Source organism: Rhodococcus sp. AW25M09 (assembly GCF_000333955.1).
Lineage (GTDB): Bacteria > Actinomycetota > Actinomycetes > Mycobacteriales > Mycobacteriaceae > Rhodococcoides.
On sequence record NZ_CAPS01000106.1, the window covers coordinates 19,845 to 41,133 of the forward strand.

General features: G+C 63.9%; 28 protein-coding genes. 6 read left to right on the forward strand and 22 right to left on the reverse strand.

Going from position 1 to position 21,289, the window contains the following annotated elements:
* Positions 1-2: 2 nt before the first annotated feature.
* From RHODMAR_RS20195 to infA, 9 genes are all read right to left on the reverse strand, one after another.
* Positions 3-560 (reverse strand): NADPH-dependent FMN reductase, encoded by a 558-nt coding sequence (locus tag RHODMAR_RS20195; protein ID WP_008718216.1) that lies wholly within the window; start codon positions 558-560, stop codon positions 3-5.
* A gap of 29 nt (positions 561-589) precedes the next feature.
* Positions 590-1,486: a tRNA pseudouridine(38-40) synthase TruA gene (gene truA, locus RHODMAR_RS20200; protein WP_008718217.1), complete on the reverse strand. Its 897-nt coding sequence runs from the start codon at positions 1,484-1,486 to the stop codon at positions 590-592.
* Positions 1,487-1,491: 5 nt separating this feature from the next.
* Positions 1,492-2,082 (reverse strand): 50S ribosomal protein L17, encoded by a 591-nt coding sequence (rplQ, locus tag RHODMAR_RS20205; protein ID WP_008718219.1) that lies wholly within the window; start codon positions 2,080-2,082, stop codon positions 1,492-1,494.
* Between the two features lie 34 nt (positions 2,083-2,116).
* Complete coding sequence (locus tag RHODMAR_RS20210; RefSeq protein ID WP_008718222.1) at positions 2,117-3,181, reverse strand: DNA-directed RNA polymerase subunit alpha; 1,065 nt, start codon at positions 3,179-3,181, stop codon at positions 2,117-2,119.
* Between the two features lie 114 nt (positions 3,182-3,295).
* The gene (rpsD, locus tag RHODMAR_RS20215; protein ID WP_008718223.1) at positions 3,296-3,901 is read right to left on the reverse strand and encodes a 30S ribosomal protein S4; all 606 of its coding nucleotides are present in this window, start codon (positions 3,899-3,901) and stop codon (positions 3,296-3,298) included.
* A gap of 21 nt (positions 3,902-3,922) precedes the next feature.
* The gene (gene rpsK / locus RHODMAR_RS20220; RefSeq protein WP_008718225.1) at positions 3,923-4,336 is read right to left on the reverse strand and encodes a 30S ribosomal protein S11; all 414 of its coding nucleotides are present in this window, start codon (positions 4,334-4,336) and stop codon (positions 3,923-3,925) included.
* Positions 4,336-4,710 carry a 30S ribosomal protein S13 gene (gene rpsM, locus RHODMAR_RS20225; protein WP_008718227.1) on the reverse strand — a complete coding sequence of 125 codons (375 nt, stop codon included), beginning with the start codon at positions 4,708-4,710 and terminating at the stop codon, positions 4,336-4,338. Before rpsM ends, rpsK begins: the two co-directional genes overlap by 1 nt.
* Before the next feature lie 204 nt (positions 4,711-4,914).
* Positions 4,915-5,028: a 50S ribosomal protein L36 gene (gene rpmJ / locus RHODMAR_RS20230; protein WP_003938068.1), complete on the reverse strand. Its 114-nt coding sequence runs from the start codon at positions 5,026-5,028 to the stop codon at positions 4,915-4,917.
* Between the two features lie 89 nt (positions 5,029-5,117).
* Positions 5,118-5,339 carry a translation initiation factor IF-1 gene (gene infA / locus RHODMAR_RS20235; protein WP_005140011.1) on the reverse strand — a complete coding sequence of 74 codons (222 nt, stop codon included), beginning with the start codon at positions 5,337-5,339 and terminating at the stop codon, positions 5,118-5,120.
* Positions 5,340-5,675: 336 nt separating this feature from the next.
* On the opposite strand from infA, the gene RHODMAR_RS20240 reads away from it, so the two are divergent.
* Positions 5,676-6,530, forward strand: coding sequence for a glycosyltransferase (locus RHODMAR_RS20240; RefSeq protein WP_008718244.1), 855 nt, complete (start codon positions 5,676-5,678; stop codon positions 6,528-6,530).
* 2 nt (positions 6,531-6,532) lie between these two features.
* On the opposite strand, the gene map is transcribed toward RHODMAR_RS20240, so the two are convergent.
* The 9 genes from map to rpsH all read right to left on the reverse strand — a co-directional run bounded on the left by map (position 6,533) and on the right by rpsH (position 12,211).
* Positions 6,533-7,330, reverse strand: coding sequence for a type I methionyl aminopeptidase (map, locus tag RHODMAR_RS20245; protein WP_008718247.1), 798 nt, complete (start codon positions 7,328-7,330; stop codon positions 6,533-6,535).
* Positions 7,330-7,884 (reverse strand): adenylate kinase, encoded by a 555-nt coding sequence (locus RHODMAR_RS20250; protein WP_008718249.1) that lies wholly within the window; start codon positions 7,882-7,884, stop codon positions 7,330-7,332. The genes map and RHODMAR_RS20250 overlap by 1 nt, the downstream gene beginning before the upstream one ends.
* Positions 7,881-9,203: a preprotein translocase subunit SecY gene (gene secY / locus RHODMAR_RS20255; protein ID WP_008718251.1), complete on the reverse strand. Its 1,323-nt coding sequence runs from the start codon at positions 9,201-9,203 to the stop codon at positions 7,881-7,883. Before secY ends, RHODMAR_RS20250 begins: the two co-directional genes overlap by 4 nt.
* 303 nt (positions 9,204-9,506) lie before the next feature.
* Positions 9,507-9,950, reverse strand: a complete 444-nt coding sequence (gene rplO, locus RHODMAR_RS20260; protein ID WP_008718253.1) for a 50S ribosomal protein L15 — start codon at positions 9,948-9,950, stop codon at positions 9,507-9,509.
* A gap of 2 nt (positions 9,951-9,952) precedes the next feature.
* Complete coding sequence (gene rpmD / locus RHODMAR_RS20265; RefSeq protein ID WP_008718256.1) at positions 9,953-10,132, reverse strand: 50S ribosomal protein L30; 180 nt, start codon at positions 10,130-10,132, stop codon at positions 9,953-9,955.
* Positions 10,132-10,806 (reverse strand): 30S ribosomal protein S5, encoded by a 675-nt coding sequence (rpsE, locus tag RHODMAR_RS20270; protein WP_008718259.1) that lies wholly within the window; start codon positions 10,804-10,806, stop codon positions 10,132-10,134. The genes rpmD and rpsE overlap by 1 nt, the downstream gene beginning before the upstream one ends.
* 34 nt (positions 10,807-10,840) lie before the next feature.
* Positions 10,841-11,257 (reverse strand): 50S ribosomal protein L18, encoded by a 417-nt coding sequence (rplR, locus tag RHODMAR_RS20275; RefSeq protein WP_008718260.1) that lies wholly within the window; start codon positions 11,255-11,257, stop codon positions 10,841-10,843.
* Between the two features lies 1 nt (position 11,258).
* Positions 11,259-11,798, reverse strand: a complete 540-nt coding sequence (gene rplF / locus RHODMAR_RS20280; protein WP_008718264.1) for a 50S ribosomal protein L6 — start codon at positions 11,796-11,798, stop codon at positions 11,259-11,261.
* Positions 11,799-11,812: 14 nt separating this feature from the next.
* Positions 11,813-12,211, reverse strand: coding sequence for a 30S ribosomal protein S8 (gene rpsH / locus RHODMAR_RS20285; protein ID WP_008718266.1), 399 nt, complete (start codon positions 12,209-12,211; stop codon positions 11,813-11,815).
* 397 nt (positions 12,212-12,608) lie between these two features.
* Here rpsH and RHODMAR_RS20290 point away from each other — a divergent pair, with 397 nt between their 5' ends.
* On the forward strand, positions 12,609-13,976 hold the full coding sequence (locus tag RHODMAR_RS20290) for a glutamine synthetase family protein (protein WP_008718268.1): 1,368 nt from the start codon (positions 12,609-12,611) through the stop codon (positions 13,974-13,976).
* A 1-nt stretch (position 13,977) separates the two neighbouring features.
* Positions 13,978-14,676, forward strand: a complete 699-nt coding sequence (locus RHODMAR_RS20295; protein ID WP_008718271.1) for a DUF6885 family protein — start codon at positions 13,978-13,980, stop codon at positions 14,674-14,676.
* Positions 14,677-14,766: 90 nt separating this feature from the next.
* On the opposite strand, the gene RHODMAR_RS20300 is transcribed toward RHODMAR_RS20295, so the two are convergent.
* From RHODMAR_RS20300 to rplN, 4 genes are read right to left on the reverse strand one after another with little or no spacing between them, the layout of a single operon-like run.
* Positions 14,767-14,952, reverse strand: a complete 186-nt coding sequence (locus RHODMAR_RS20300) for a type Z 30S ribosomal protein S14 (protein WP_008718273.1) — start codon at positions 14,950-14,952, stop codon at positions 14,767-14,769.
* 4 nt (positions 14,953-14,956) lie between these two features.
* Complete coding sequence (gene rplE / locus RHODMAR_RS20305; RefSeq protein ID WP_008718275.1) at positions 14,957-15,529, reverse strand: 50S ribosomal protein L5; 573 nt, start codon at positions 15,527-15,529, stop codon at positions 14,957-14,959.
* Position 15,530: 1 nt separating this feature from the next.
* On the reverse strand, positions 15,531-15,848 hold the full coding sequence (gene rplX, locus RHODMAR_RS20310; RefSeq protein ID WP_008718278.1) for a 50S ribosomal protein L24: 318 nt from the start codon (positions 15,846-15,848) through the stop codon (positions 15,531-15,533).
* Positions 15,849-16,217, reverse strand: coding sequence for a 50S ribosomal protein L14 (gene rplN, locus RHODMAR_RS20315; protein ID WP_008718280.1), 369 nt, complete (start codon positions 16,215-16,217; stop codon positions 15,849-15,851).
* Between the two features lie 238 nt (positions 16,218-16,455).
* Here rplN and RHODMAR_RS20320 point away from each other — a divergent pair, with 238 nt between their 5' ends.
* Genes RHODMAR_RS20320 through RHODMAR_RS20330 form a run of 3 tightly spaced genes read left to right on the forward strand, consistent with a single transcriptional unit; the run spans position 16,456 to position 21,280 of the window.
* Positions 16,456-17,499 carry an endonuclease domain-containing protein gene (locus tag RHODMAR_RS20320; RefSeq protein WP_008718282.1) on the forward strand — a complete coding sequence of 348 codons (1,044 nt, stop codon included), beginning with the start codon at positions 16,456-16,458 and terminating at the stop codon, positions 17,497-17,499.
* Positions 17,496-18,140: a hypothetical protein gene (locus RHODMAR_RS20325; RefSeq protein WP_008718284.1), complete on the forward strand. Its 645-nt coding sequence runs from the start codon at positions 17,496-17,498 to the stop codon at positions 18,138-18,140. The genes RHODMAR_RS20320 and RHODMAR_RS20325 overlap by 4 nt, the downstream gene beginning before the upstream one ends.
* A 17-nt stretch (positions 18,141-18,157) precedes the next feature.
* Positions 18,158-21,280, forward strand: coding sequence for a helicase HerA domain-containing protein (locus RHODMAR_RS20330; RefSeq protein ID WP_008718286.1), 3,123 nt, complete (start codon positions 18,158-18,160; stop codon positions 21,278-21,280).
* Positions 21,281-21,289: the final 9 nt, after the last annotated feature.

The window sequence follows — 21,289 nt, forward strand, 5'->3', positions numbered from 1 at the left end:
TCTCAGCCGGGGTAGTCCCCGCGCTCACCGGCCCCGGCGACCGCATCGGCCCACCACTCGATTTGGTCCAGCAATCGGCCCAGTGCGTCGAGTGCCGCTGCATCGTCGATGCCGCCCTCGGGGTCGATCCGCTTGCGCACCCGATGCAGCGACACGGCATCTCGAACGGACACCATGTGCAGTTCGGCGGTGATCTGTCGCAGTTGCTCGGTGGCTCGGACTCCGCCGCCGAGTCCGCCGTACGACACGAATCCCACCGGCTTGGCCCGCCACTCGTACTTCACCGTGTCGAGTGCGGTCTTCAACGATCCGGGAACGCCGTGGTTGTATTCCGGCGTGACGAAGACGAAGGCGTCGCAGGCACCGACGATTGTGGTGAAGCGGTCGGTGTCGTCACTCGGGATCAGGGTGTTGGGTAGCTCGAAGTCGGCCAGGTCCACCTCGACCACCTCGACGGTCTTCCGTGCGGCGGCGATGCTCGCAACCCAGGCCGCCACCGTGGGGCCGACGCGACCCTCACGGACGCTACCGACGACTATCGCGAGCTGTATCGGCTGCATCGTTCGACACTAGCCCCGGTGCCGGTCGGTCAGCCCTCTCCCCCGCAGCACCCGTCGCCCGAGATCGCTGTTCGCACTTCTCGGGTAGCCGCGTTCCGTGCGGCAAGCATCTCAGCGGGCGGATAATCGACTCGAACCAACGCCAATCCGTGTGCCGGAGCCACCGTCACCTCGCTGGCCCGTTCGCGCCGCGCCAGTAGCGACTGCGCCCACTCCGGTGTTCGACGTCCCTCACCGACGGCCTGCATGGCACCGACGAGGCTGCGCACCATCGACCAGCAGAATGCATCGGCGCTGACGTACGCGGTGAGGCGGTCTCCGTCGCGCTCCCAGTCGAACCGCTGCAGTTCTCGCACAGTGGTGGCACCGTCTCGTCTTTTGCAGAACGCCGCGAAATCGTGCAATCCGATCAGTGCAGCCGACGCGTCTCTGACAGCGCCCAGATCGATGGGCCGCGGCCAGGAGACGACTCCGCCTACGTCGAGTGGGTCGACACCGTAACGTGCAGTGCTGAATCGGTACTCGTAGTGCCGGCGGTACGCCGAGAACCGCGCGTCGAAGTCACGCGAGACCTCGCTGATCGTCCGCACTCGAACATCGGTGGGAAGAAAGCGGGCCATCCGCCGGACCAGCCGATCGTGATCGCCCGGAATCTCGACGGCATCGAAATGGGCAACTTGGCCGGTTGCGTGGACTCCGGCGTCGGTTCGGCCCGCGACCGTCAGCTCGATCGGTTGCCGCAGCACGGTCGAGAAGGCCTCCTCGAGGACCCCACACACCGTGCGGATGCCCGGCTGGCGGGCCCATCCTGAGAAGTCGGTGCCGTCGTACGAGATGTCGAGTCGATACCTGACGGGTATCGACGAAACGGGCCCGCCTTCCCCGGGGGGAATGGCGGGCCCGCTTCGATCGTGCGCGGAAGACAAAAGGACTAGTCCTTCTTTCCCGGTGTTTCAGTTGATACAGCCTCGGCCTCGGGAGCATCCGACGCGTGTGCGTCGTTGTCCTCGATGCCATCGATGACCGCGTCGGCGTTGGCTACCTCGGAGTCGGACGCGTCGGCTTCGACAGCCTCGACGACGTTCTCTTCGGCCGGCGCTTCAGCAGCAACTGGTGCCTGCGAGGCCTTCACGCGGCGCGCGCGGTCGGCTTCGTTGGACACCGTCTGCTCGTTGACGAGCTCGATGATGGCCATCGGCGAGTTGTCACCCTTGCGGGGGACGGTCTTGATGATGCGTGTGTAGCCACCGTCGCGATCGGCGAAGAAAGGCCCGATCTCGGCGAACAGCTTGTGCACGACATCTTTGTTGTTGATCGTCTTGAGAACCTCACGACGATGCGCCAGATCACCCTTTTTGGCGTGGGTGACCAGCTTCTCGGCGTGCGGACGAAGGCGCTTGGCCTTCGACTCGGTGGTGGTGATGCGGCCGTGCTCGAAGAGTGACGTCGCCAGGTTGGCCAGGATGGCCTTCTGGTGCGACGCCGACCCGCCGAGACGGCGGCCCTTGGTGGGCTTGGGCATGATGAATCTCCTAGTAAGAGCTCCAGCGAGCTGATTACAGCTGTTCTGTCTCGGCGTAGTCCTGCTCGGCACCTTCGGTGTCGCTGAAGGAGCCGGCGTCGGTGTCACTCCACGTGCCCGTGGTGGCGTCGTAGCCAGGCACGGTGCTCGGATCGAACGACGCGGGGCTGTCCTTGAGGGAGAGGCCGAGCGAATGCAGCTTGACCTTCACCTCGTCGATGGACTTCTGCCCGAAGTTACGGATGTCCAGCAGATCGGACTCGGTACGACCAACCAGCTCGCCGACGGTGTGAACACCCTCGCGCTTGAGGCAGTTGTAGGAACGGACGGTGAGGTCCAGATCCTCGATGGGGAGTCCGAAGGAAGCGATGTGATCGGCCTCGGCGGGCGAGGGTCCGATCTCGATGCCTTCTGCTTCGACGTTCAGCTCACGGGCGAGGCCGAAGAGCTCAACCAGGGTCTTGCCCGCCGAAGCGAGCGCGTCCCGCGCGGTGATGGAATTCTTGGTCTCCACGTCGAGAACGAGCCGATCGAAGTCGGTGCGCTGTTCGACGCGGGTGGCCTCCACCTTGTACGTGACCTTGAGCACGGGCGAGTAGATCGAGTCGACCGGAATACGGCCGATCTCGGCACCCGATGCCTTGTTCTGAACGGCGGGGACGTAGCCGCGACCGCGCTCGACGACGAGCTCGATCTCCAACTTGCCCTTGTCGTTCAGGGTCGCGATGTGCAGATCAGGGTTGTTCACCGTGACGCCGGCCGGGGGAACGATGTCGCCTGCGGTAACAGCGCCGGGGCCCTGCTTGCGGACGTACATGGTGACCGGTTCGTCTTCTTCGGAGCTCACCACGAGGCCCTTGAGATTCAGGATGATGTCGGTGACATCTTCCTTGACTCCCGGAACGGTGGTGAATTCGTGGAGGACGCCGTCGATACGGATGCTGGTGACAGCAGCGCCGGGGATCGACGACAGCAGCGTGCGGCGGAGCGAGTTGCCGAGTGTGTAACCGAAGCCGGGCTCGAGCGGCTCGATGACGAATTTCGAGCGGTTGTCGGCGATGACCTCTTCGGTCAGCGTCGGGCGCTGTGAAATGAGCATTGTGTGTTCCTCCTGTACGGGCGTCCGCTATTTGACGCCCACGATGGGCGGCTTCGCCGCTCGTGCGCCTTTTGCGTACCTGTGGGTACGCAAAAGGCGCACGAGGGCTATGCCCTACTTCGAGTAGTACTCGACGATGAGCTGCTCCTGGAGCGGCACATCGATCTGTGCGCGCTCCGGCACCCGGTGAACCAGGATGCGAAGACGGTTGGGAACGACCTGCAGCCACGGTGCGACCGGACGATCGCCGTAGCTTTCACGAGCGATCTGGATCGGCAGTGTCTGCGCGGACTTCTCGCGGACATCGATGATGTCGTACTGCGAGACGCGGTAGCTGGGGATGTCCACTCGCTTGTTGTTCACGAGGAAGTGGCCGTGGGTGACCAGCTGGCGTGCCTGACGACGCGTACGTGCGAGACCGGCACGGTAGACGACGTTGTCGAGGCGAGTCTCGAGGATGGTCAGCAGGTTCTCACCGGTCTTGCCGGCGGCCCTGTTGGCTTCCTTGTAGTACAGACGGAACTGCTTCTCCATGACGCCGTAGGTGAAGCGAGCCTTCTGCTTCTCCTGCAGCTGGAGCAGGTACTCGCTCTCCTTGATCCGCGCGCGGCCGTGCTGGCCGGGCGGGTAGGGACGACGCTCGAACGCCTGGTCGCCTCCGACGAGGTCGACGCGCAGACGACGCGACTTGCGGGTGATAGGACCGGTATAACGTGCCATTTTCTAAACCTTTCCTTCCCGCTAGACCCGACGCCGCTTGGGCGGACGGCAGCCGTTGTGGGGCTGAGGGGTGACATCGGAGATTGTGCCGACCTCGAGGCCTGCGGCCTGGAGTGAACGGATTGCGGTCTCACGGCCGGAGCCGGGGCCCTTGACGAACACGTCGACCTTCTTGACGCCGTGCTCCTGTGCCTTGCGCGCCGCGCTCTCGGCTGCGAGCTGTGCAGCGAACGGAGTCGACTTGCGCGAGCCCTTGAAGCCGACGTGTCCCGAGGACGCCCACGAGATGACGTTTCCGGCGGGATCGGTGATCGACACGATCGTGTTGTTGAACGTGCTCTTGATGTGCGCAGATCCGTGGGGGACGTTCTTCTTGTCCCTGCGACGCGTCTTCTGCGCCTTCTTCGGACCGGTACCGCGTGCTTTGGGGGGCATTACTTCGCCTTCTTCTTGCCGGCAATGGTGCGCTTGGGTCCCTTACGGGTACGCGCATTGGTCTTGGTGCGCTGTCCACGGACGGGCAGACCACGACGGTGGCGAAGACCCTGGTAGCAGCCGATTTCGATCTTGCGACGGATGTCGGCCTGAACCTCGCGGCGCAGGTCGCCCTCGACCTTGAGGGACTCGTTGATGTAATCGCTGAGCTTGCGCAGATCGTCGTCGCCGAGATCCTTGCTTCGCAGGTCGGGGCTGACGCCCGTCGCTGTGAGGATTTCCTTGGAGCGGGTACGGCCGACGCCGTAAATGTAAGTCAGTGCGATCTCCATGCGCTTTTCGCGCGGCAGATCCACACCTGCGAGACGTGCCATGTGGCATTTCCTTTTCTTGTCCGGAGGTCTGCTCCCAGTCCGTCCCCTGTGTCCTTCTCACCGCTGGGGTGGGAAGCGTCTTTCAACCAACTCAGTGGGGCCCCGGCCTCCGTGCCGGGGGTATGCCGCAACGCGTGTGTTGCGGTTGGTGCTGGGAGGTCATCTTCTAGCTGTTGCCAAGCCGACGTGCGAAGTGCTCGGTGGTTATCCCTGACGCTGCTTGTGACGCAGGTTCTCGCAGATCACCATGACGCGTCCGTTACGACGAATCACCTTGCACTTTTCGCAGATCTTCTTGACGCTCGGCTGAACCTTCACGTCGTTGATCTCCTGTGTGTAGCTCGGCCCCGCTGCATGCAGCGATCCCGAGCATGGTTCCCCCCGACCGGACGTGGCCGGGGAAGCTCTTACTTGTAGCGGTAAACGATGCGTCCACGCGTGAGGTCGTAGGGCGACAGCTCCACGACGACGCGATCCTCGGGAAGGATGCGGATGTAGTGCTGACGCATCTTTCCGCTGATGTGAGCGAGCACCTTGTGGCCGTTTTCGAGCTCAATGCGAAACATCGCATTGGGCAGCGGTTCGACTACTCGGCCCTCGACCTCGATAGCACCGTCTTTCTTGGCCATATCCTCCGCGATCCTGGCTCTCACACCTGGTTGATTGCATCTGTTTCCGTTACCGTGGTGCGCACCGACCGACCCGATTCCTCGAGACAGCGTGTCACCGGAACAGCTCGCAGCCATGAAGGCAAGCGAACATCCGGCACGCAGGGCGCACCGTCGATCCATGTTACCGGCAAATTCACACCAGGCCAAATGCGCGCGAAGCGGGCACTCGACACGTCGGTTGCTCACCCTCGATTCACTGAGCTAACGTTCGGTCCTCCTACCATCGCGCAGCGACCGAGTCCGCAAGGTGCCCTCTTGACCTCCAGTTAATCCGGCCCCGTTCCAGCCGTCGCCGTGATCATCCCCGTGCACAACGCGAAGGATCTGCTCGGCGAGCAACTGCACGCGCTTGCGCAACAGGACTACGACGGCACCTTCACAGTCATCATCAGTGACAACGGCTCGACCGACGGCGTACGAGAGTACGTGGAGAACCACGATCTGAGTCGCTGCCTGAATTTGCAGTACGTCGATTCGTCCGGAACTGCGGGCGCATCGTTCGCGCGCAATCGCGGGGCCGAGGCGGCACACGCCCCACTTCTGGCCTTCTGTGATGCCGATGACGTCGTGCACCCGACGTGGCTGCGGCGCATCACCGCCGAGCTCGATCATCACGATCTCGTGGGAACCGGCCTCAGCACCGAAGCATTGAATTCCGCAGAGACACGCGAAGTAGTTCCGTTCGCCCCACCGTCGAACCAGGGCCGGTCACCATTCCGCCCTTTCGTCATCGGGGCGAGTATGGCGTGTCGTGCCTCGACCTACCGAGATCTCGGCGGGATGCTCGAATTCGTTCATGCCAGCGAGGACATGGAATTCTCTTGGCGTGCGCTACAAGCGGGAGCTCGGCTGCACTTCATAGCCGAGCCGCTGGTCGAATACCGCCTGCGTACGGGCTACCTGGACAACTGGCGACAAGCCGGAGCACTGGGATACGGATCAGCCCACGTTCGCGGCATGTACCGGGCTGCGGGTTGCCCACCGTTCCGGATCCGCACCACTGCACTTGCACTACTTGCGCTTGCACTACGAAATCCGCTGCTGCCGACCGCTCTGACTCACATGCCCACTCGCCTCTGGCTGCGTTTGACGTCCGCCCACCTCCGACTCATCCGCGGGGGCCGCCGCTACAGATCGTTGACCTGGTAGTTCTACCGAGGTCGGAGCGTGAGGATACGGGGGCCGTCTTCGGTGACCGCGACCGTATGTTCCCAGTGCGCCGACCGGGATCCGTCGGTCGTCACCACTGTCCAGCCGTCGTCGAGGGTGTCGGTCTCGTACGTTCCCAGCGTCAGCATCGGCTCTATCGCCAGAGTGGACCCGACGACCAACTCGGGGCCCTTGCCCGGCGCACCCTCGTTCGCCAGAAACGGATCCATGTGCATTTCGCGGCCGATACCGTGACCGCCGTAGCCGTCGACGATTCCGTACTTGCGGCCGTGAGCTTCCTCCGCCGCATGAGTGCCGGTCTCGATGGCGTGGGAGATGTCGGTCAGACGATTACCCGGAAGCATTGCGGCGATACCGGCCTCCATCGACAACCTCGTCGCTTCACTCAACATCGCATCGGCCTCGATGATGTCGCCGACACCAAAGGTCCAGGCCGAGTCTCCGTGCCAACCGTCGAGCACGGCTCCGCAGTCGATGGACACCAGGTCGCCGGCCACCAGAAGCTCATCGGGCGATGGGATGCCGTGCACCACGCGGTCGTTCACCGATGAGCAGATGCTACCGGTGAAGCCGTGGTATCCGAGGAACGACGGAACGGCCCCGGCCTCACGGATGATCGCCTCGGCCACCCGGTCGAGTTCGAGGGTGGAGACCCCGGGGACCGCGGCTTCGCGAACGGCCACCAGCGCAGCACCTACGACCGCACCGGCCGCAGCCATGGCGTCGAGTTCGCCTGCACTGCGGAACGGTACGACCTTGCGTTTACGGCCGAATGCCATTACTTACCGTGGTCCTCGATGGACTTCATTGCGCGTGCGTTGACTTCGTCCACTTCGCCGATGGCGTCGACGGTGACGATCTGTCCCGCGTAGTAGTCGAGCAGAGGAGCAGTCTCGTCCCGGTACACCTTGAGGCGGTTACGAATCACGTCCTCTTTGTCGTCCTCGCGGCCCCGCGCAAGCATGCGTTCGACGACGACGTCCTCATCGACGACGAACGAGAGCACAGCGTCGAGCTTCGCGTTCAGATCGGACAGGATGCCCACCAGGGCCTCGGCCTGTCCTACTGAACGCGGAAAGCCGTCGAGCAGAAAGCCGTTGACGGCATCGGGTTCGCCGAGCCGACTGCGGACCATGTCGACGGTCAGCTCACTGGGAACCAGATCGCCGGCATCGAGGTACTTCTTCGCTTCCAGGCCGAGCGGGGTCTTCTCGCCGATGTTCGCACGAAACAGATCTCCGGTGGAGATGTGGGGCACGCCCAGCTTCTCGGACAGGAGCACGGCTTGGGTGCCTTTACCGGCACCGGGGGGACCGAGCAGAACAAGTCTCACTTGAGGAACCCTTCGTAGTTACGCTGCATCAGCTGACTTTCGATCTGCTTGACGGTGTCCAGGCCGACGCTGACCATGATCAGCACGGCGGTGCCACCGAACGGGAGGTTTCCGCCTCCACCCGAACTACCGATGTCGAGGAAAAGGTTCGGGAGGACAGCGATCGTGCCCAGGTATATCGAGCCAGGCAGTGTGATGCGGCTCAGGACGTAGTTCAGGTAATCGGCGGTCGGCTTGCCCGGACGAATGCCGGGGATGAACCCACCGAACTTCTTCATTTCGTCGGCACGCTCTTCGGGGTTGAACGTGATCGCCACGTAGAAGTACGTGAAGAACACGATCAGACCGAAGAAGATCGCGATGTAGACCGGGTTGGCGGGGTTCACCAGATACTCGTTGATGATTCGCTGCCACCAACTCGGATCGGCAGCCGTACTGGCCGAGGTCAACTGTGCGATCAGATTCGGCAGGTACAGCAACGAGGACGCGAAGATCACCGGGATGACGCCGGCCTGGTTGACCTTGAGCGGAAGGTACGTCGAAGAGCCGCCGTACATCTTTCGACCGACCATACGCTTGGCGTACTGGACGGGAATTCGGCGCTGGCCCTGCTCGACGAAGACGACACCGGTGATGATGAGGAACGCTGCGAAGCAGACGAACCCGAACACCAGACCACCACGGCTCGACAGGATCGAATTGCCCTCGGACGGGATACGCGAAGCGATGCCGGCGAAGATGAGCAGTGACATTCCGTTACCGACACCGCGTTCGGTGATGACCTCGCCGAACCACATGACGACCGCTGCGCCCGCAGTCATCACCAGAACGATGATGACGAGTCCGAAGATGGACTGGTCGGCAATGATGTCCTGCTGACAGCCCTGGAGGAGTTGACCGCGCGACGCGAGGGCCACCAGGCCCGTCGCCTGGAGGATAGCCAGCGCGATCGACAGATAGCGCGTGTACTGCGTCATCTTGGCCTGGCCGGACTGTCCCTCCTTGCGGAGCTCTTCGAACTTCGGGATGACGACGGTGAGCAGCTGCACGATGATGCTGGCGGTGATGTACGGCATGATGCCGATCGCGAACACCGAGAGCTGCAGGAGCGCTCCACCGGAGAACAGGTTGATCAACGAGTAGATGCCGGCCGAATCTCCACCGGAGACCTGGTCGATGCATGCTCGGACATTGGCGTAATCGACACCCGGCGACGGCAATGTGGCACCGAAGCGATACAGGGCCACCAGACCGAGCGTGAAGAGGATCTTCCGTCTCAGGTCAGGAGTCCTGAGGGCCGACACGAAGGCGGAAAGCAAAGATCCTCCTGGCACGACTGCGTTGACGCCGCGAGCGCTTCGCAGGGAGCTACTGCTCCCGTGAACCTCACGAGCATGGACTGCGGACGACATTCGTCGACCGCATCGAAACGAACTTCTCTGAACTCTAACAGTGCGTATCGAACCACCCGACGGTCAGTATTGACCCCTGTCCGTTCGGTCGAAGCGCACGACGCGCCGCGTAGGCAACGATGGCCGCAGCTCAGCTGCAAGAGCTGTGGCTGCGGCCATCGTCACGAACTGCGGTTCGGCACACCAGCGTTCAGCGCGCCGAAGCGATGCTCATACCTCGGTAGCAGAACCGCCGGCAGCGGCGATCTTTTCCTTGGCGGAGCCCGTGAACTTGTTGGCCGAGATCTCGACCTTCACGGTGAGGTTTCCGTCGCCGAGAACCTTGACGAGCTCGTTCTTGCGAACAGCTCCCTTGGCGATCAATTCCGGAATACCGATCTGGCCGCCCTCGGGGAACAGACGCTCGATGTCACGCAGGTTCACGACCTGGAACACGACGCGGTTGCGGTTGGTGAAGCCCTTGAGCTTCGGGAGCCGCATGTGGAGGGGCATCTGCCCACCCTCGAAGCGTGCCGGCACGTTCTTGCGTGCGCCGGTTCCCTTGGTACCGCGACCTGCGGTCTTGCCACGCTTGCCACCTTCACCACGGCCGACGCGAATCTTCGTCGACTTGGATCCGGCTGCGGGGCGCAAGTGGTGCAGTTTGATGGTCATGGTTAGACCTCCTCAACAGTTACGAGGTGGCGCACCGTGTTGACCAGTCCGCGGTTCTGCGGGTTGTCCTCGCGGACGACCGTCTGGCGGATGCCCTTGAGCCCGAGAGTACGCAGGCTGTCACGCTGGTTCGCCTTCTGGCCGATGGTGCTCTTGATCTGTGTGACCTTCAGCTGTGCCATTACTTCACCGCTCCTGCCTGCGCGCGTGCGCGCAGCATTCCGGCGGGTGCAACCTCTTCGAGGGTCAGGCCGCGGCGAGCCGCAACTTCCTCGGGACGCTGCAGACCCTTGAGGGCTGCGACGGTCGCGTGCACGACGTTGATGGCGTTGTCGCTACCGAGCGACTTCGACAGCACATCGTGGACACCGGCGCACTCCAACACCGCGCGCACAGCGCCACCGGCGATGACGCCGGTACCGGCGCTGGCCGGACGCAACATGACGACGCCGGCAGCGGCCTCGCCCTGGATGGGGTGCGTGATGGTGCCGGCGATCATCGGGACGCGGAAGAAGCTCTTACGAGCCTCCTCGACACCCTTCTGGATGGCCGCGGGAACTTCCTTGGCCTTGCCGTAGCCGACGCCGACCAGTCCGTTGCCGTCACCGACGATGACGAGGGCGGTGAAGCTGAAGCGTCGACCACCCTTGACCACCTTGGAGACGCGGTTGATCGTGACGACCTTCTCGATGAAGTTCGACTTGTCCGCAGCGTTGCCGCCACGGCCGTTGTCACGACGGTCACGACCGCCACCACCGCGGTTGTCGCCGCGCTGGTTGTTGTCGCCACCTGTGTTGGGGCCACTGTTCTGTCCGGCGGGGCCGCTTCCGCCGTCACGCCGTTGACGTCCCGGCATCAGGCTGTCCTTCCGTTGTCAGTCATTGTCATCATCAGAACGTCAACCCGCCTTCGCGGGCAGCGTCTGCGAGGGCCGCAATGCGACCGCTGTAGTTGTTGCCGCCGCGGTCGAACACGACCGCCTCGACGCCGGCTGCCTTGGCACGGGCAGCGATCAGCTCGCCGACCTTCGTGCTGACGGCCTTCTTGTCTCCGTCGAGCGCACGCACATCGGCTTCGATGCTCGACGCGCTGGCCAGAGTGTGGCCTGCGAGGTCGTCGATCAACTGGACGTGGATGTGGCGCGAGGACCGGTTGACAACCAAGCGGGGACGCTCGGGGGTGCCGGAAATCTTCTTGCGAAGGCGGAAGTGACGACGTGCCTTCGACAGGCGACGCTTCGTCGAGACGTCGGTGCCGCGCGGAGTGCGCTTGACGACGTTCGCCTTGTCTGCTGTTTGCTGGCTCATATCACTTACCCGTCTTTCCGACCTTGCGGCGGATCACTTCACCCTCGTAGCGGATGCCCTTGCCCTTGTACGGGTCCGGACGCCGCAGACGACGAATGTTGGCAGAGATCTGACCGACCTTCTGCTTGTCGATGCCGACAACGGTGAATCGCGTGGGCGACTCGACCGTGAACGTGATGCCTTCCGGTGCTTCGATCAGCACGGGGTGGCTGTAACCGAGTGCGAACTCGAGGTCGTTGCCCTTGAGTACGACGCGGTAACCGACGCCGTGAATCTCCATCTTGGTGGTGTAACCGTTGGTGACACCGGTGATGAGGTTCGCGACGAGAGTGCGCGAGAGACCGTGCAGCGAGCGGCTCTTACGCTCGTCGTCGGGCCGGGTGACGGCGATGGTGCCGTCGTCGGCGCGAGCGATCTGGATGGGCTCGGCAACCGTCAGGCTCAGGGCACCCTTGGGGCCCTTGACCGCAACGTTCTGGCCGTCGATGGTGATATCGACGCCAGCGGGAACTGCTACTGGCAGCTTTCCAATACGTGACATGGTGGTGGCCTCCCCTACCAGACGTAGGCGAGGACTTCTCCGCCCACACCCTGCTTGGCCGCCTGACGCTCCGTGAGCAAACCGGTGGACGTGGAGATGATCGCCACGCCCAGGCCGCCGAGAACCTTGGGCAGATTGGTGGATTTTGCGTATACCCGGAGACCGGGCTTGGAGACGCGTCGCACGCCGGCGAGGCTGCGCTCACGGCTCGGGCCGTACTTCAGATCGACGATGAGGGTCTTGCCCACCTCGGCGTCTTCCGTGCGGTAATCGGAGATGTAGCCCTCACGCTTGAGGATCTCGGCGATGTTCGCCTTCAGCTTCGAGTGGGGAAGCTTCACCTCGTCGTGGTACGCCGAGTTGGCGTTGCGCAGACGGGTCAAGAAGTCTGCAATTGGATCGGTCATCGTCATGGTGTGACCTGTGCACCTTTCTCGCAGCGGTTCCCATGCAGCACGCGCGGGCTGGTGCCTGCGGGTTCCGGAGAACCGACGGGCCTGGCTCGTCACATCGTGGGCCTACAGCGAAGTGAACATGTCCTGACCGACTGTTGCCGGTCAGGGGTTGCGCTCCAAGCAATGCATCGCTGCACTGCCAGGTGTTTCGAGCTTCCGCATGTTCGATGCTGACGTACGGAGTACTCGAGCTTGCGTTCTGTATTGCAAGGACTCGCGTGCAGGCACGACGAAGCCCGGGCAACCGCTCTAGTGTAGGCATCGATCACCCGAAGACCAAATCGCACTACCATTGTGCGGTCGCTCGGGTCCAGTCGGACACCCCCCGAGCCCAGTTCTTCGCTAACGTCAGGCCATGACGGACTCGCAGCCAGTCGATATCGCACACCTCGCCCACACTTTGCGCGACGACAACATCGCCGGGGTGACGATCGGCTGGGTCGACAACAACGGCGTCGTGCGATCACGCGCCGTCCCCACATCGGAATTGGCCGGCGTCGCGCGACGCGGAGTGGGAGTGACCGCGGTCTTCGCGGTGTTCGATTCGCACGACGGGATCACCTTCGCGCACAGCGGACTCTCGACGCCGTCCGGTGACGTGCGGTTGATACCGGTGATCGACTCCGAATCGAGCGTGGTCTCTCTGGCCGGACAACCCGGCATGGCCTGGGTGCACGGTCGGCAGATGGCTGCGGACGGTGCTCCGTGGCCCTACGACCAGCGAGCCGTCCTCGAGCGGCAGGTACAGCGGGCCGCCGATGCGGGCTTCGAGGTACGGGCCGGATTCGAGATCGAATTCGCCCTGACTCGCGAGTCGGATGGACTCCCCGCTCATCGCGGACCTGCCTACTCCGCGAACGCCATGCGCGACGTCGACGAGTTCGCCGTGTTGCTGCTCGAGAGTCTTGCCACGAACGGTCTGAGTATCGGACAGATTCACGCCGAATACGGCGGTGCCCAACTCGAGATCGCGCTCAGTCCTCTGGGGCCGATGGCCGCAGCCGATGCGCAGATTCTCGCGCGGCAGACCATCCACACCGCGGCGCGAGCTGTGGGGCTGCGGGCCAGCTTCGCTCCCCTGCCCTCGTCGAGCAGTGCGGGAAATGGTTGGCACCTGCACACGTCGCTGGTCCGCGACGGCCACAACGCGCTGACCGGCGACGGAGAGTACGGGCTCTCGGAAACGGGGCGGTCGTATATTGCCGGTCTGGTTCGAGAGCTGCCGGGACTCGTCGCCATCACCGCACCGAGTTCGGGGTCATTGCTGCGTCGTCGACCCGGCTACTGGGCCGGTGCCTTCGGGTTCTGGGGCATCGAGAACCGAGAGGCCGCAGTTCGGCTCGTACCGTCTACACCCCTACTCGGCCCGGACCACACCAACGTCGAGTTGAAGGCCTGCGATGCGTCCGCCAATCCATATCTGGCGCTGGCCGTCACGATCGCGGCCGGCTTGTCGGGCGTGGCGGATTCGGCACGCTTGCCGCAACCGGTGCAGGAGGACGTGGGCGGTTGGGACGATGCCCGTCGAGATGCCGCAGGCATCTCCCCGTTGGCCACGACCCACGACCGACAGCGCGAGAACCTGCTGGCATCCACACTGGTCGCAGACGTGTTGGGAGACGAGCTTCTCGGCGCGTTCGTCGCCTGCCGGGACGCGGACGCCGCGTGGGCGAGCAGTCACACCGAGGACGAACTGCTCGAGTCGCTGCGCTGGATCTACTGAGATGTTGAAACGGTTCGCCGGGGTAACCGCGATCCTCTCTGCCCTCGATCACGCTCTGCCTCAACCGGATCGACTCTGCGGACCGTTCTCGGCATCGGTAGCCTTGACCGCTGTCCTCGACGACGACATACCGGACGTCACGGCAGTCGCGGTCGCGTCGGGATCCACGATCTGGCCGGTTGCGGCCGAATGGGCGCGTCCTCCTGGATCGCCATTGATCACCGACGGGTGGGATTGCTTGCCCAGGGCCGCATCGATCGAGTCGGCCGGGACGACGGCCGCCGGGCTCTCGACCGGCATCGAGACGGCGACCGAGCACCGCGTTGCCGTCGTCCCGATCATGAGACCCGGTGTCGCGGAACTATCGCTGCTTCTTGCCCGCCTTGGTGACGCGCGATTCCGATTCGGCCTGATTGCCAATGTTCACACCGCGGGATTGACCGACTTCGATTGGAATGTAGGGCATTTCGTGACCGTCTGGGGTGCGGATACGGCCGAGGACATGGTGGCGATCGCCGATACGTATCGGGAACTCGGACACTCGGCCATGCCGCCTGGATGTCGAACCGTTCCCACCGACGCCTTCGCGTCGGCGATGTCCGAACGCGGACTGCTGCTGATAGTCGACGTCGACGATCAGCGTGCCGCGGAAAGTCTGGTGCGGTCGTTGGAACTCCACAACGAGCTGTGGTCCGTGTGAGAGCCGGGACGTAATAACACGAAATGGGCGTGGGTTCCAGTCGGAACCCACGCCCATCAGCGTGATGTTGTGAAGCCCGGAGGCCTCAGATCACCAGGAGCTCTTGCGAACTCCGGGAAGCTCTCCGGCGTGTGCCATCTCGCGCACGCAGATACGGCACAGGCCGAACTTGCGGAACACGGAATGGGGACGGCCGCAGCGGTTGCAGCGAGTGTATGCACGCACCGCGAACTTCGGCTTCTTGTTGGCCTTGTTGACCAATGCCTTCTTCGCCATGGACTCAGTTCTCCTTGAACGGGAAGCCGAGGTGCTTGAGCAGCGCGCGGCCTTCTTCGTTGTTGGTTGCGGTGGTTACTACGGTGATGTCCATGCCGCGCGGACGATCGATCTTGTCCACGTCGATCTCGTGGAACATCGACTGCTCGTTGAGGCCGAACGTGTAGTTTCCGTTGCCGTCGAACTGCGTGCCCGAGAGGCCACGGAAGTCCCTGATTCGGGGAAGGGCAATGGAGACCAGACGATCGAGGAACTCCCACATGCGGTCACCGCGGAGGGTGACGCGTGCGCCGATGGGCATTCCTTCGCGCAGCTTGAACTGTGCGATGGACTTGCGAGCCTTGCGGATCTCCGGCTTCTGGCCGGTGATGGCAGCGAGGTCGGCAACTGCACCGTTGATCAGCTTGGCGTCACGGGCGGCGTCGCCGACACCCATGTTGACGACGACCTTGACGATGCCGGGGATCTGCATGACGTTCTCGTATGCAAATTCGGTGTTCAGGGCGTCTTTGATCTCGGCGCGGTAGCGCGCCTTGAGGCGGGGCTGTTCGCCCGCGATGTTCTCGGTGGTAGTCATCTCAGATGTCCTTCCCGTTTTTCCGGGAAACACGAACGCGCTTGCCGGATTCCTCGTCGGTCCGGTAGCCCACGCGAGTGGGGTTTCCGTCCGAGTCGACCACTGCAACGTTCGATACGTGGATCGGGGCTTCCTGGGTGACGATGCCACCCGAGGATGCGCCGCGCTGGTTGGCGGAAACCGCGGTGTGCTTCTTGATGCGGTTCACGCCCTCGACCAGAACCTTGGAGTCAGCGGGGTAGGCCTGAATGACCTTGCCCTTGGCGCCCTTGTCCTTGCCTGCGATCACGAGAACGGTGTCGCCCTTGTGCACCTTCATTTACAGCACCTCCGGGGCGAGCGAGACGATCTTCATGAACTTCTTCTCACGCAGCTCGCGGCCGACCGGGCCGAAGATGCGGGTTCCACGGGGATCGTTGTCCGGCTTGATCAGCACCGCAGCGTTCTCGTCGAAACGGATGTACGAGCCATCCGGACGGCGACGCTCCTTGACGGTACGGACGATGACGGCCTTGACGACCTCACCCTTCTTGATGTTTCCACCGGGGATGGCGTCTTTCACCGTGGCTACGATGATGTCGCCGATTCCGGCGTAGCGACGTGACGAGCCACCGAGAACGCGGATGCAAAGGATTTCCTTTGCGCCCGTGTTATCAGCGACGCGTACTCGCGACTCCTGCTGAATCACTCACTTCTCCTTGACCTGGATGTACGTACGTGCCGGATTTCCGTCCCGACACGCGCGGTCGGCTGCCGGGAGCGGGCGCACGAAGACACACCGCTGCCACAGGCAACCGGTCAAGTGTAAGGGAACGGGTCCCCGGCAGCCAAATCGCGATCGGTCCGGTCACGGCCGTTGCCTGCGGACTCGGCTTTCTCGGTACGGTTTCGGAGATGGAACATCTTCGGATCAGCGAGGCGGGGCGTTGACGTCGAACAACAACAACGACGTCGACGGCTGGTGGTCCGGTCTGCCCCTGAAACGAGTGGTCCGAGTGCACGGGGCCACAGCGCGCGAGCTCGCCGATTCCGTGAACCCCCTGCCGACCGATGCGCCATCGCTCGTTTTCTTCACGATCGATCCCCCGTCTGCGACACGGACCGGCGACCTCGTCGAAGCGATGGTCACCGAACTGGAGAACGCGGCAGTGGACTCGGCTCCGCTCTGGCTCACCGAGTTCGACCACCACTCCGGCACGTCGACATTGGAGCGGCGCGCTGCGCGTACGGCCGCTGTTCGGCTCGCCGCCGGTACCGCGCACTTCGGTCCGTATCTCGGTTCCCTCGCCGATGCGGCCGTCGCGCAGCGTTCTCCGCGCCGAGCCGCCTTCACCCTCGAAACCCGGGCCGCAGGGTCGGCTCGGGTCCTGGCCACAGCGCAGCGTCGAACCACGACTGCGCTGGTGTTGGTCGTACCCGCGGGGGTCGACGCCGCAGTGGCCGGGACGGCCGCGGAATGGCTGTGCAGCCATGCCCAGATGGCGGTGTGGCCGACGGGAGACGGGGCGTCGAACATGGACAGGTTTCCCTCGGTGTCGGTGCGCGCACCTGCTGTACCCGCCGGCGTCGACACCGTTCTCGACCGGTTTCGGCCGCTGAGTTATCCGCCGATCGCCGGACACCCGCACCCTGCCAGTGAACCGGAGAAGCGGCTGTACCGAGCACTGGACCTGCACGAGTGGGCTGCCGGGCGAGAGCACAATCGATCGATCCGTCTCGGCGAGCTCAGCCGACCGTTCACTGTCGACGTACTGTGGCGCACCGAGAGAGTCGTCGTGGAGATCGATGGCAACGAGCACCGCGCCGCCGAACGTTTCGCCGAGGACCACGTTCGTGACAACCAACTGCAGACCCGGGGCTACATGGTGTTGCGGTTCACCAACGCTCAGGTGATGGACGACCCGCACCGTGCTGTCGCTACCATCCGCGATGCAGTATCGAGAAGACGATCGAAGGGGGATCCTCGATGAGTACCGAAGACCTGAACGGGACCGAGGCAGCTGTACTGCTGGTTCTGATGGCGGAGGCAAGTCCGGTCAAGAATTCCGAACTCAAGACCATGGGACCCGAACTGCCGAAGCCATCTCGCGACAAGTTGAAGAACTCCGGTCTGATCGAGGTGAATTCCTCGGTGCGTCCGATGACCCTGGAACTGACCGACAAGGGGTGGCGCACCTGCGGTGAACTCATCGGCGGTGAACCACCTGCTCGGTCCACCGGAGCGGGTAAGGCACTGTTCACCGTGTTGGCCGGGTTGCGCCGGTGGTTCGATCGCACCGACAGTCGTCCGGCGGATCTGTTCTCGCCGCGGGGGGACGAGCCTGCAACAGCGGAAATGACAGAGAAGTCCGTCGACGTCGAGGCCGACATTCGCGCGGCCTACGCGCGGATCGCACGCGAACCCGGCAGCACCGTTCGGCTTTCTCGTCTGCGAAACGAGTTGCGCGACATATCGAGAAGCGATCTCGACGATGCACTCGCGCGCCTGCGACGCGCCGACGACGTCTCGCTGATACCGGAAGAAAATCAGAAGACGCTGACCGACGAGGAACGCGCTGCGGCCGTCGTCGTCGGGAATCAGCAGAACCACCTTCTCTCGATCGAATCATGATGGGCGTTGAGTCGACGATGACGGACAACGAGCAGATCCACGCTCTCGAATCGGTGCGGCTGAGCTGGGCACCGACTCCCGACGACGTGTGGCGTTCCCAATCGAACGTGCACGTGCCGGGCATGCACGAGCGGGTGTTCCTCGAGGTGATGAATGCCTATGACGACGCCGACACATCCGAAGACGCCAGCCCGCTCGGTGTCGTCGTACGCGGTCCGGCCGGTTCGGGCAAGACGCACTTGCTCGGCCAGGTTCGGGAGGAGGTGCAGCAGAAGGGTGGGTATTTCTTCCTGATCAGGTTGCTCGACGCGGCCGGCTTCTGGCGCTCGACGCTGATGGGGATGCTCGACGACCTGATGCGGCCGTCCGGTCGAGGATCCGACAGCCAGCTCGCGCTACTGCTGCGCCGTCTGTGCGAGATCGGCGACATCTCGGACGACGAGCGCGCACAGATCATGGGCGAGAACATGATCGATTCCGAAACTCTCGATGCGTTCGTCACCGCGGTGTACAAGGTGCATCCGCGTCATCGCCGGACCTCTCAGCACACGCTGCGCGCGCTGGTGCTGTCCATCGCTCCGGATTCCGCCGTGCAGGATCTGGGCGATGCCTACCTGCAGTCGATCGACGACGTCGATCCCGAGGAATTCTCGGCGTGGGGCATCCGCCGGGCCGAACTCGGCCATCAAGGTATCGCCGAGAACATCTCGCGCCTGCTCGCGATCACCGGTCCGACAATTCTGGCGATCGACCAGATCGACACCCTGGTGGCCCAGTCGCGAACCGGATCCGATCAGGAGTTCGCCGACGCACAGGAAGACAAGGTCGTCGAGCAACTCGCGCACGGGTTGATGTCGCTGCGCGAGACACTCCCCCGCACTGCCTCGGTGCTCTCCGCACTGTCGAGTGCGTGGGAACTGATCGCCGCACGCGGCGTCGCACCCATGCGCGATCGTTTCCGAGTCACCCAGCCGCTCAAGCCGATTCCGTCCTCGGACATCGGCCGTCTGCTGCTCGGACGACGTCTTGCGGCCTGCTTTCTCGACGCCGGATTCACGCCGCCGCATCCGACGTGGCCGGTGGCACCCGAAGCGTTCGAGCAGGCCCCGGATTTCACTCCGCGCCAGCTCCTCATCGCCGTCGACCGCCACATCCGGCACTGCCTCGACACCGGAGTCGCGTCGGAGCTGGAGAGTTTCACCGACCGGTCCGGTCCGGCGGATGCGCAGGACCTTCCCAAAGCACGGGTCGACGAACTCGACATCCTCGACGATCGCTACCGGCAACTTCGCGAGCAGGTCGACCTCTCCGTTCCGCTGCGACCCGACAGCGAGGACTCGATCGTTCCCGCACTGCTGTCTGCGGGTCTGACGGCATGGATTCACGAGCACCAGTCGTCCGACGACAGCCTCGCCCAGGACCCACCCCCGAGCGGCAAGCCCGCTCTCCACGCCCGGCTACGCCACACCGTCGACACCGATACCGACGACGAAGAGCACTGGTGCTTCCGCGCGGTCACATCCGGTAACGCCCGCGCCGCGCTGGCCCGAGTCGAGCGAGCAGTGACCACGGCCGGGTTACGCGCCGACATGCCCAAGCGACGGCTGATCCTGATCAGAAACGATCCCTGGCCGAACGGCGCGAAAACCGAGCAGACCATCGCCGCTCTGCGGCGCGCCGGTGGCATCGTGATGCCCCTCGGTGACGAGGACCGTCGGGCACTGGCAGCGCTGTCGATCCTGCTCGCCGAGAACTCCCCCGCGCTCACGTCGTGGTTGCTCGCACGCAAGCCGGCGCACGACATAGAACTGTTCGGCGCGGTGCTGCCCGCAGTGAGTGTCGTCGACGACGACACAGCCCTCATCGAGCCCGAGACCACGATCGCCGCCGCGGCACCCACCGCATCGCGCAGACCTGCCATCGTGGTGGGTGCCGAACTGAGCACCGGCGCAGATGTCGCCGTTCCACTCGAGGCGTTGCGCAAGCACACCGCGATCTTCGCCGGCTCCGGTTCGGGTAAAACGGTGTTGCTCCGCAGGCTGGTGGAAGAATGTGCACTGCAGGGCGTTTCGGCAATCGTGCTCGACGTCAACAACGACCTGGCCCGGCTGGGCACCGCGTGGCCCGAGGATGAGCGGACGTGGCCACCGGGAGACGAAGCGAAGGCGACGGCATATCTGCGTGACACCGACGTGGTGGTCTGGACGCCGCGTAAGTCTGCGGGTCGGCCGCTCAGCTTCCAGCCCCTTCCCGACTTCGTCAGTGTGCTCGGTGATGCCGACGAGTTCGACGCCTCGGTCGAGTCCGCGCTGGCCTCACTCGAACCCGCCGCGGGCGTCCTCGGCACGTCACAAAAGGCCAAACACGGTCGGGCTGTGCTGAAGTCGGCACTCGACCTGTTCGGACGACGGCCACAGGGCGGCGACCTGGCCGACTTCATCGACCTACTCGAAGAGTTTCCCGATGACGTCAGCGAGATGCGCGACGGCGTACGCATCGCTGCAGGTTTGGCCGAGAATCTGAAAGCCGCTGCCGCGAACGATCCGATGTTCGCCGGAGCAGGCACACCGGTCGACCCGGCTGTTCTTCTGACGCCGGCCGCGGGCAAGAAGGCCCGAGTCTCGGTGATCAACCTGGCCGGTCTGACCACCGACGAGCAGAAGCAGAGCTTCGTCAACCAGCTGCAGATGGGACTGTTCGCCTGGATCAAGAAGAACCCCGCCGGCGACCGACCGCTGGGCGGGTTGTTCGTCATGGACGAGGCGCAGAACTTCGCGCCCTCGGATCGGACGACGGCGGCGACACACAGCACCCTCGCCCTGGCGTCGCAGGCACGCAAGTACGGTCTCGGGCTGGTGTTCGCCACGCAGGCTCCCAAGGGCCTGCACAACCGCATCGCAGGAAATGCCTCGACTCAGTTCTACGGACTGTTGAACAGCCCGTCGCAGGTCGAAGCAGCCAAGGAGATGGCGCGCGTGAAGGGCGGTTCGGTGCCCGATGTCGGGCGACTGCCCGCCGGTCAGTTCTATGCCGCTGTGGAGGGCGCGGAGTTCCGTCGTACGGCCACTCCCCTGTGCCTGTCCTACCACCCGAAGAGTCCGCCTACCGAGGAAGAGGTCATCGCGTTGGCTCAGCTGTGACGCCCGCCC

What these genes read in the sequence shown, in the direction of transcription:
- RHODMAR_RS20195 (WP_008718216.1), bottom strand. Translation starts at nt 560, where the DNA reads ATGCAGCCGATACAGCTCGCGATAGTCGTCGGTAGCGTCCGTGAGGGT.
- rplQ (WP_008718219.1), bottom strand. Translation starts at nt 2,082, where the DNA reads ATGCCCAAGCCCACCAAGGGCCGCCGTCTCGGCGGGTCGGCGTCGCAC.
- RHODMAR_RS20210 (WP_008718222.1), bottom strand. Translation starts at nt 3,181, where the DNA reads ATGCTCATTTCACAGCGCCCGACGCTGACCGAAGAGGTCATCGCCGAC.
- rpsD (WP_008718223.1), bottom strand. Translation starts at nt 3,901, where the DNA reads ATGGCACGTTATACCGGTCCTATCACCCGCAAGTCGCGTCGTCTGCGC.
- rpsK (WP_008718225.1), bottom strand. Translation starts at nt 4,336, where the DNA reads ATGCCCCCCAAAGCACGCGGTACCGGTCCGAAGAAGGCGCAGAAGACG.
- rpsM (WP_008718227.1), bottom strand. Translation starts at nt 4,710, where the DNA reads ATGGCACGTCTCGCAGGTGTGGATCTGCCGCGCGAAAAGCGCATGGAG.
- infA (WP_005140011.1), bottom strand. Translation starts at nt 5,339, where the DNA reads ATGGCCAAGAAAGACGGTGCTATCGAGGTCGAGGGCCGAGTAGTCGAA.
- map (WP_008718247.1), bottom strand. Translation starts at nt 7,330, where the DNA reads ATGGCATTCGGCCGTAAACGCAAGGTCGTACCGTTCCGCAGTGCAGGC.
- rplO (WP_008718253.1), bottom strand. Translation starts at nt 9,950, where the DNA reads ATGACCATCAAACTGCACCACTTGCGCCCCGCAGCCGGATCCAAGTCG.
- rpmD (WP_008718256.1), bottom strand. Translation starts at nt 10,132, where the DNA reads ATGGCACAGCTGAAGGTCACACAGATCAAGAGCACCATCGGCCAGAAG.
- rpsE (WP_008718259.1), bottom strand. Translation starts at nt 10,806, where the DNA reads ATGCCGGGACGTCAACGGCGTGACGGCGGAAGCGGCCCCGCCGGACAG.
- rplR (WP_008718260.1), bottom strand. Translation starts at nt 11,257, where the DNA reads ATGAGCCAGCAAACAGCAGACAAGGCGAACGTCGTCAAGCGCACTCCG.
- rplF (WP_008718264.1), bottom strand. Translation starts at nt 11,798, where the DNA reads ATGTCACGTATTGGAAAGCTGCCAGTAGCAGTTCCCGCTGGCGTCGAT.
- rpsH (WP_008718266.1), bottom strand. Translation starts at nt 12,211, where the DNA reads ATGACGATGACCGATCCAATTGCAGACTTCTTGACCCGTCTGCGCAAC.
- RHODMAR_RS20290 (WP_008718268.1), top strand. Translation starts at nt 12,609, where the DNA reads ATGACGGACTCGCAGCCAGTCGATATCGCACACCTCGCCCACACTTTG.
- RHODMAR_RS20295 (WP_008718271.1), top strand. Translation starts at nt 13,978, where the DNA reads ATGTTGAAACGGTTCGCCGGGGTAACCGCGATCCTCTCTGCCCTCGAT.
- RHODMAR_RS20300 (WP_008718273.1), bottom strand. Translation starts at nt 14,952, where the DNA reads ATGGCGAAGAAGGCATTGGTCAACAAGGCCAACAAGAAGCCGAAGTTC.
- rplE (WP_008718275.1), bottom strand. Translation starts at nt 15,529, where the DNA reads ATGACTACCACCGAGAACATCGCGGGCGAACAGCCCCGCCTCAAGGCG.
- rplX (WP_008718278.1), bottom strand. Translation starts at nt 15,848, where the DNA reads ATGAAGGTGCACAAGGGCGACACCGTTCTCGTGATCGCAGGCAAGGAC.
- RHODMAR_RS20325 (WP_008718284.1), top strand. Translation starts at nt 17,496, where the DNA reads ATGAGTACCGAAGACCTGAACGGGACCGAGGCAGCTGTACTGCTGGTT.
- RHODMAR_RS20330 (WP_008718286.1), top strand. Translation starts at nt 18,158, where the DNA reads ATGACGGACAACGAGCAGATCCACGCTCTCGAATCGGTGCGGCTGAGC.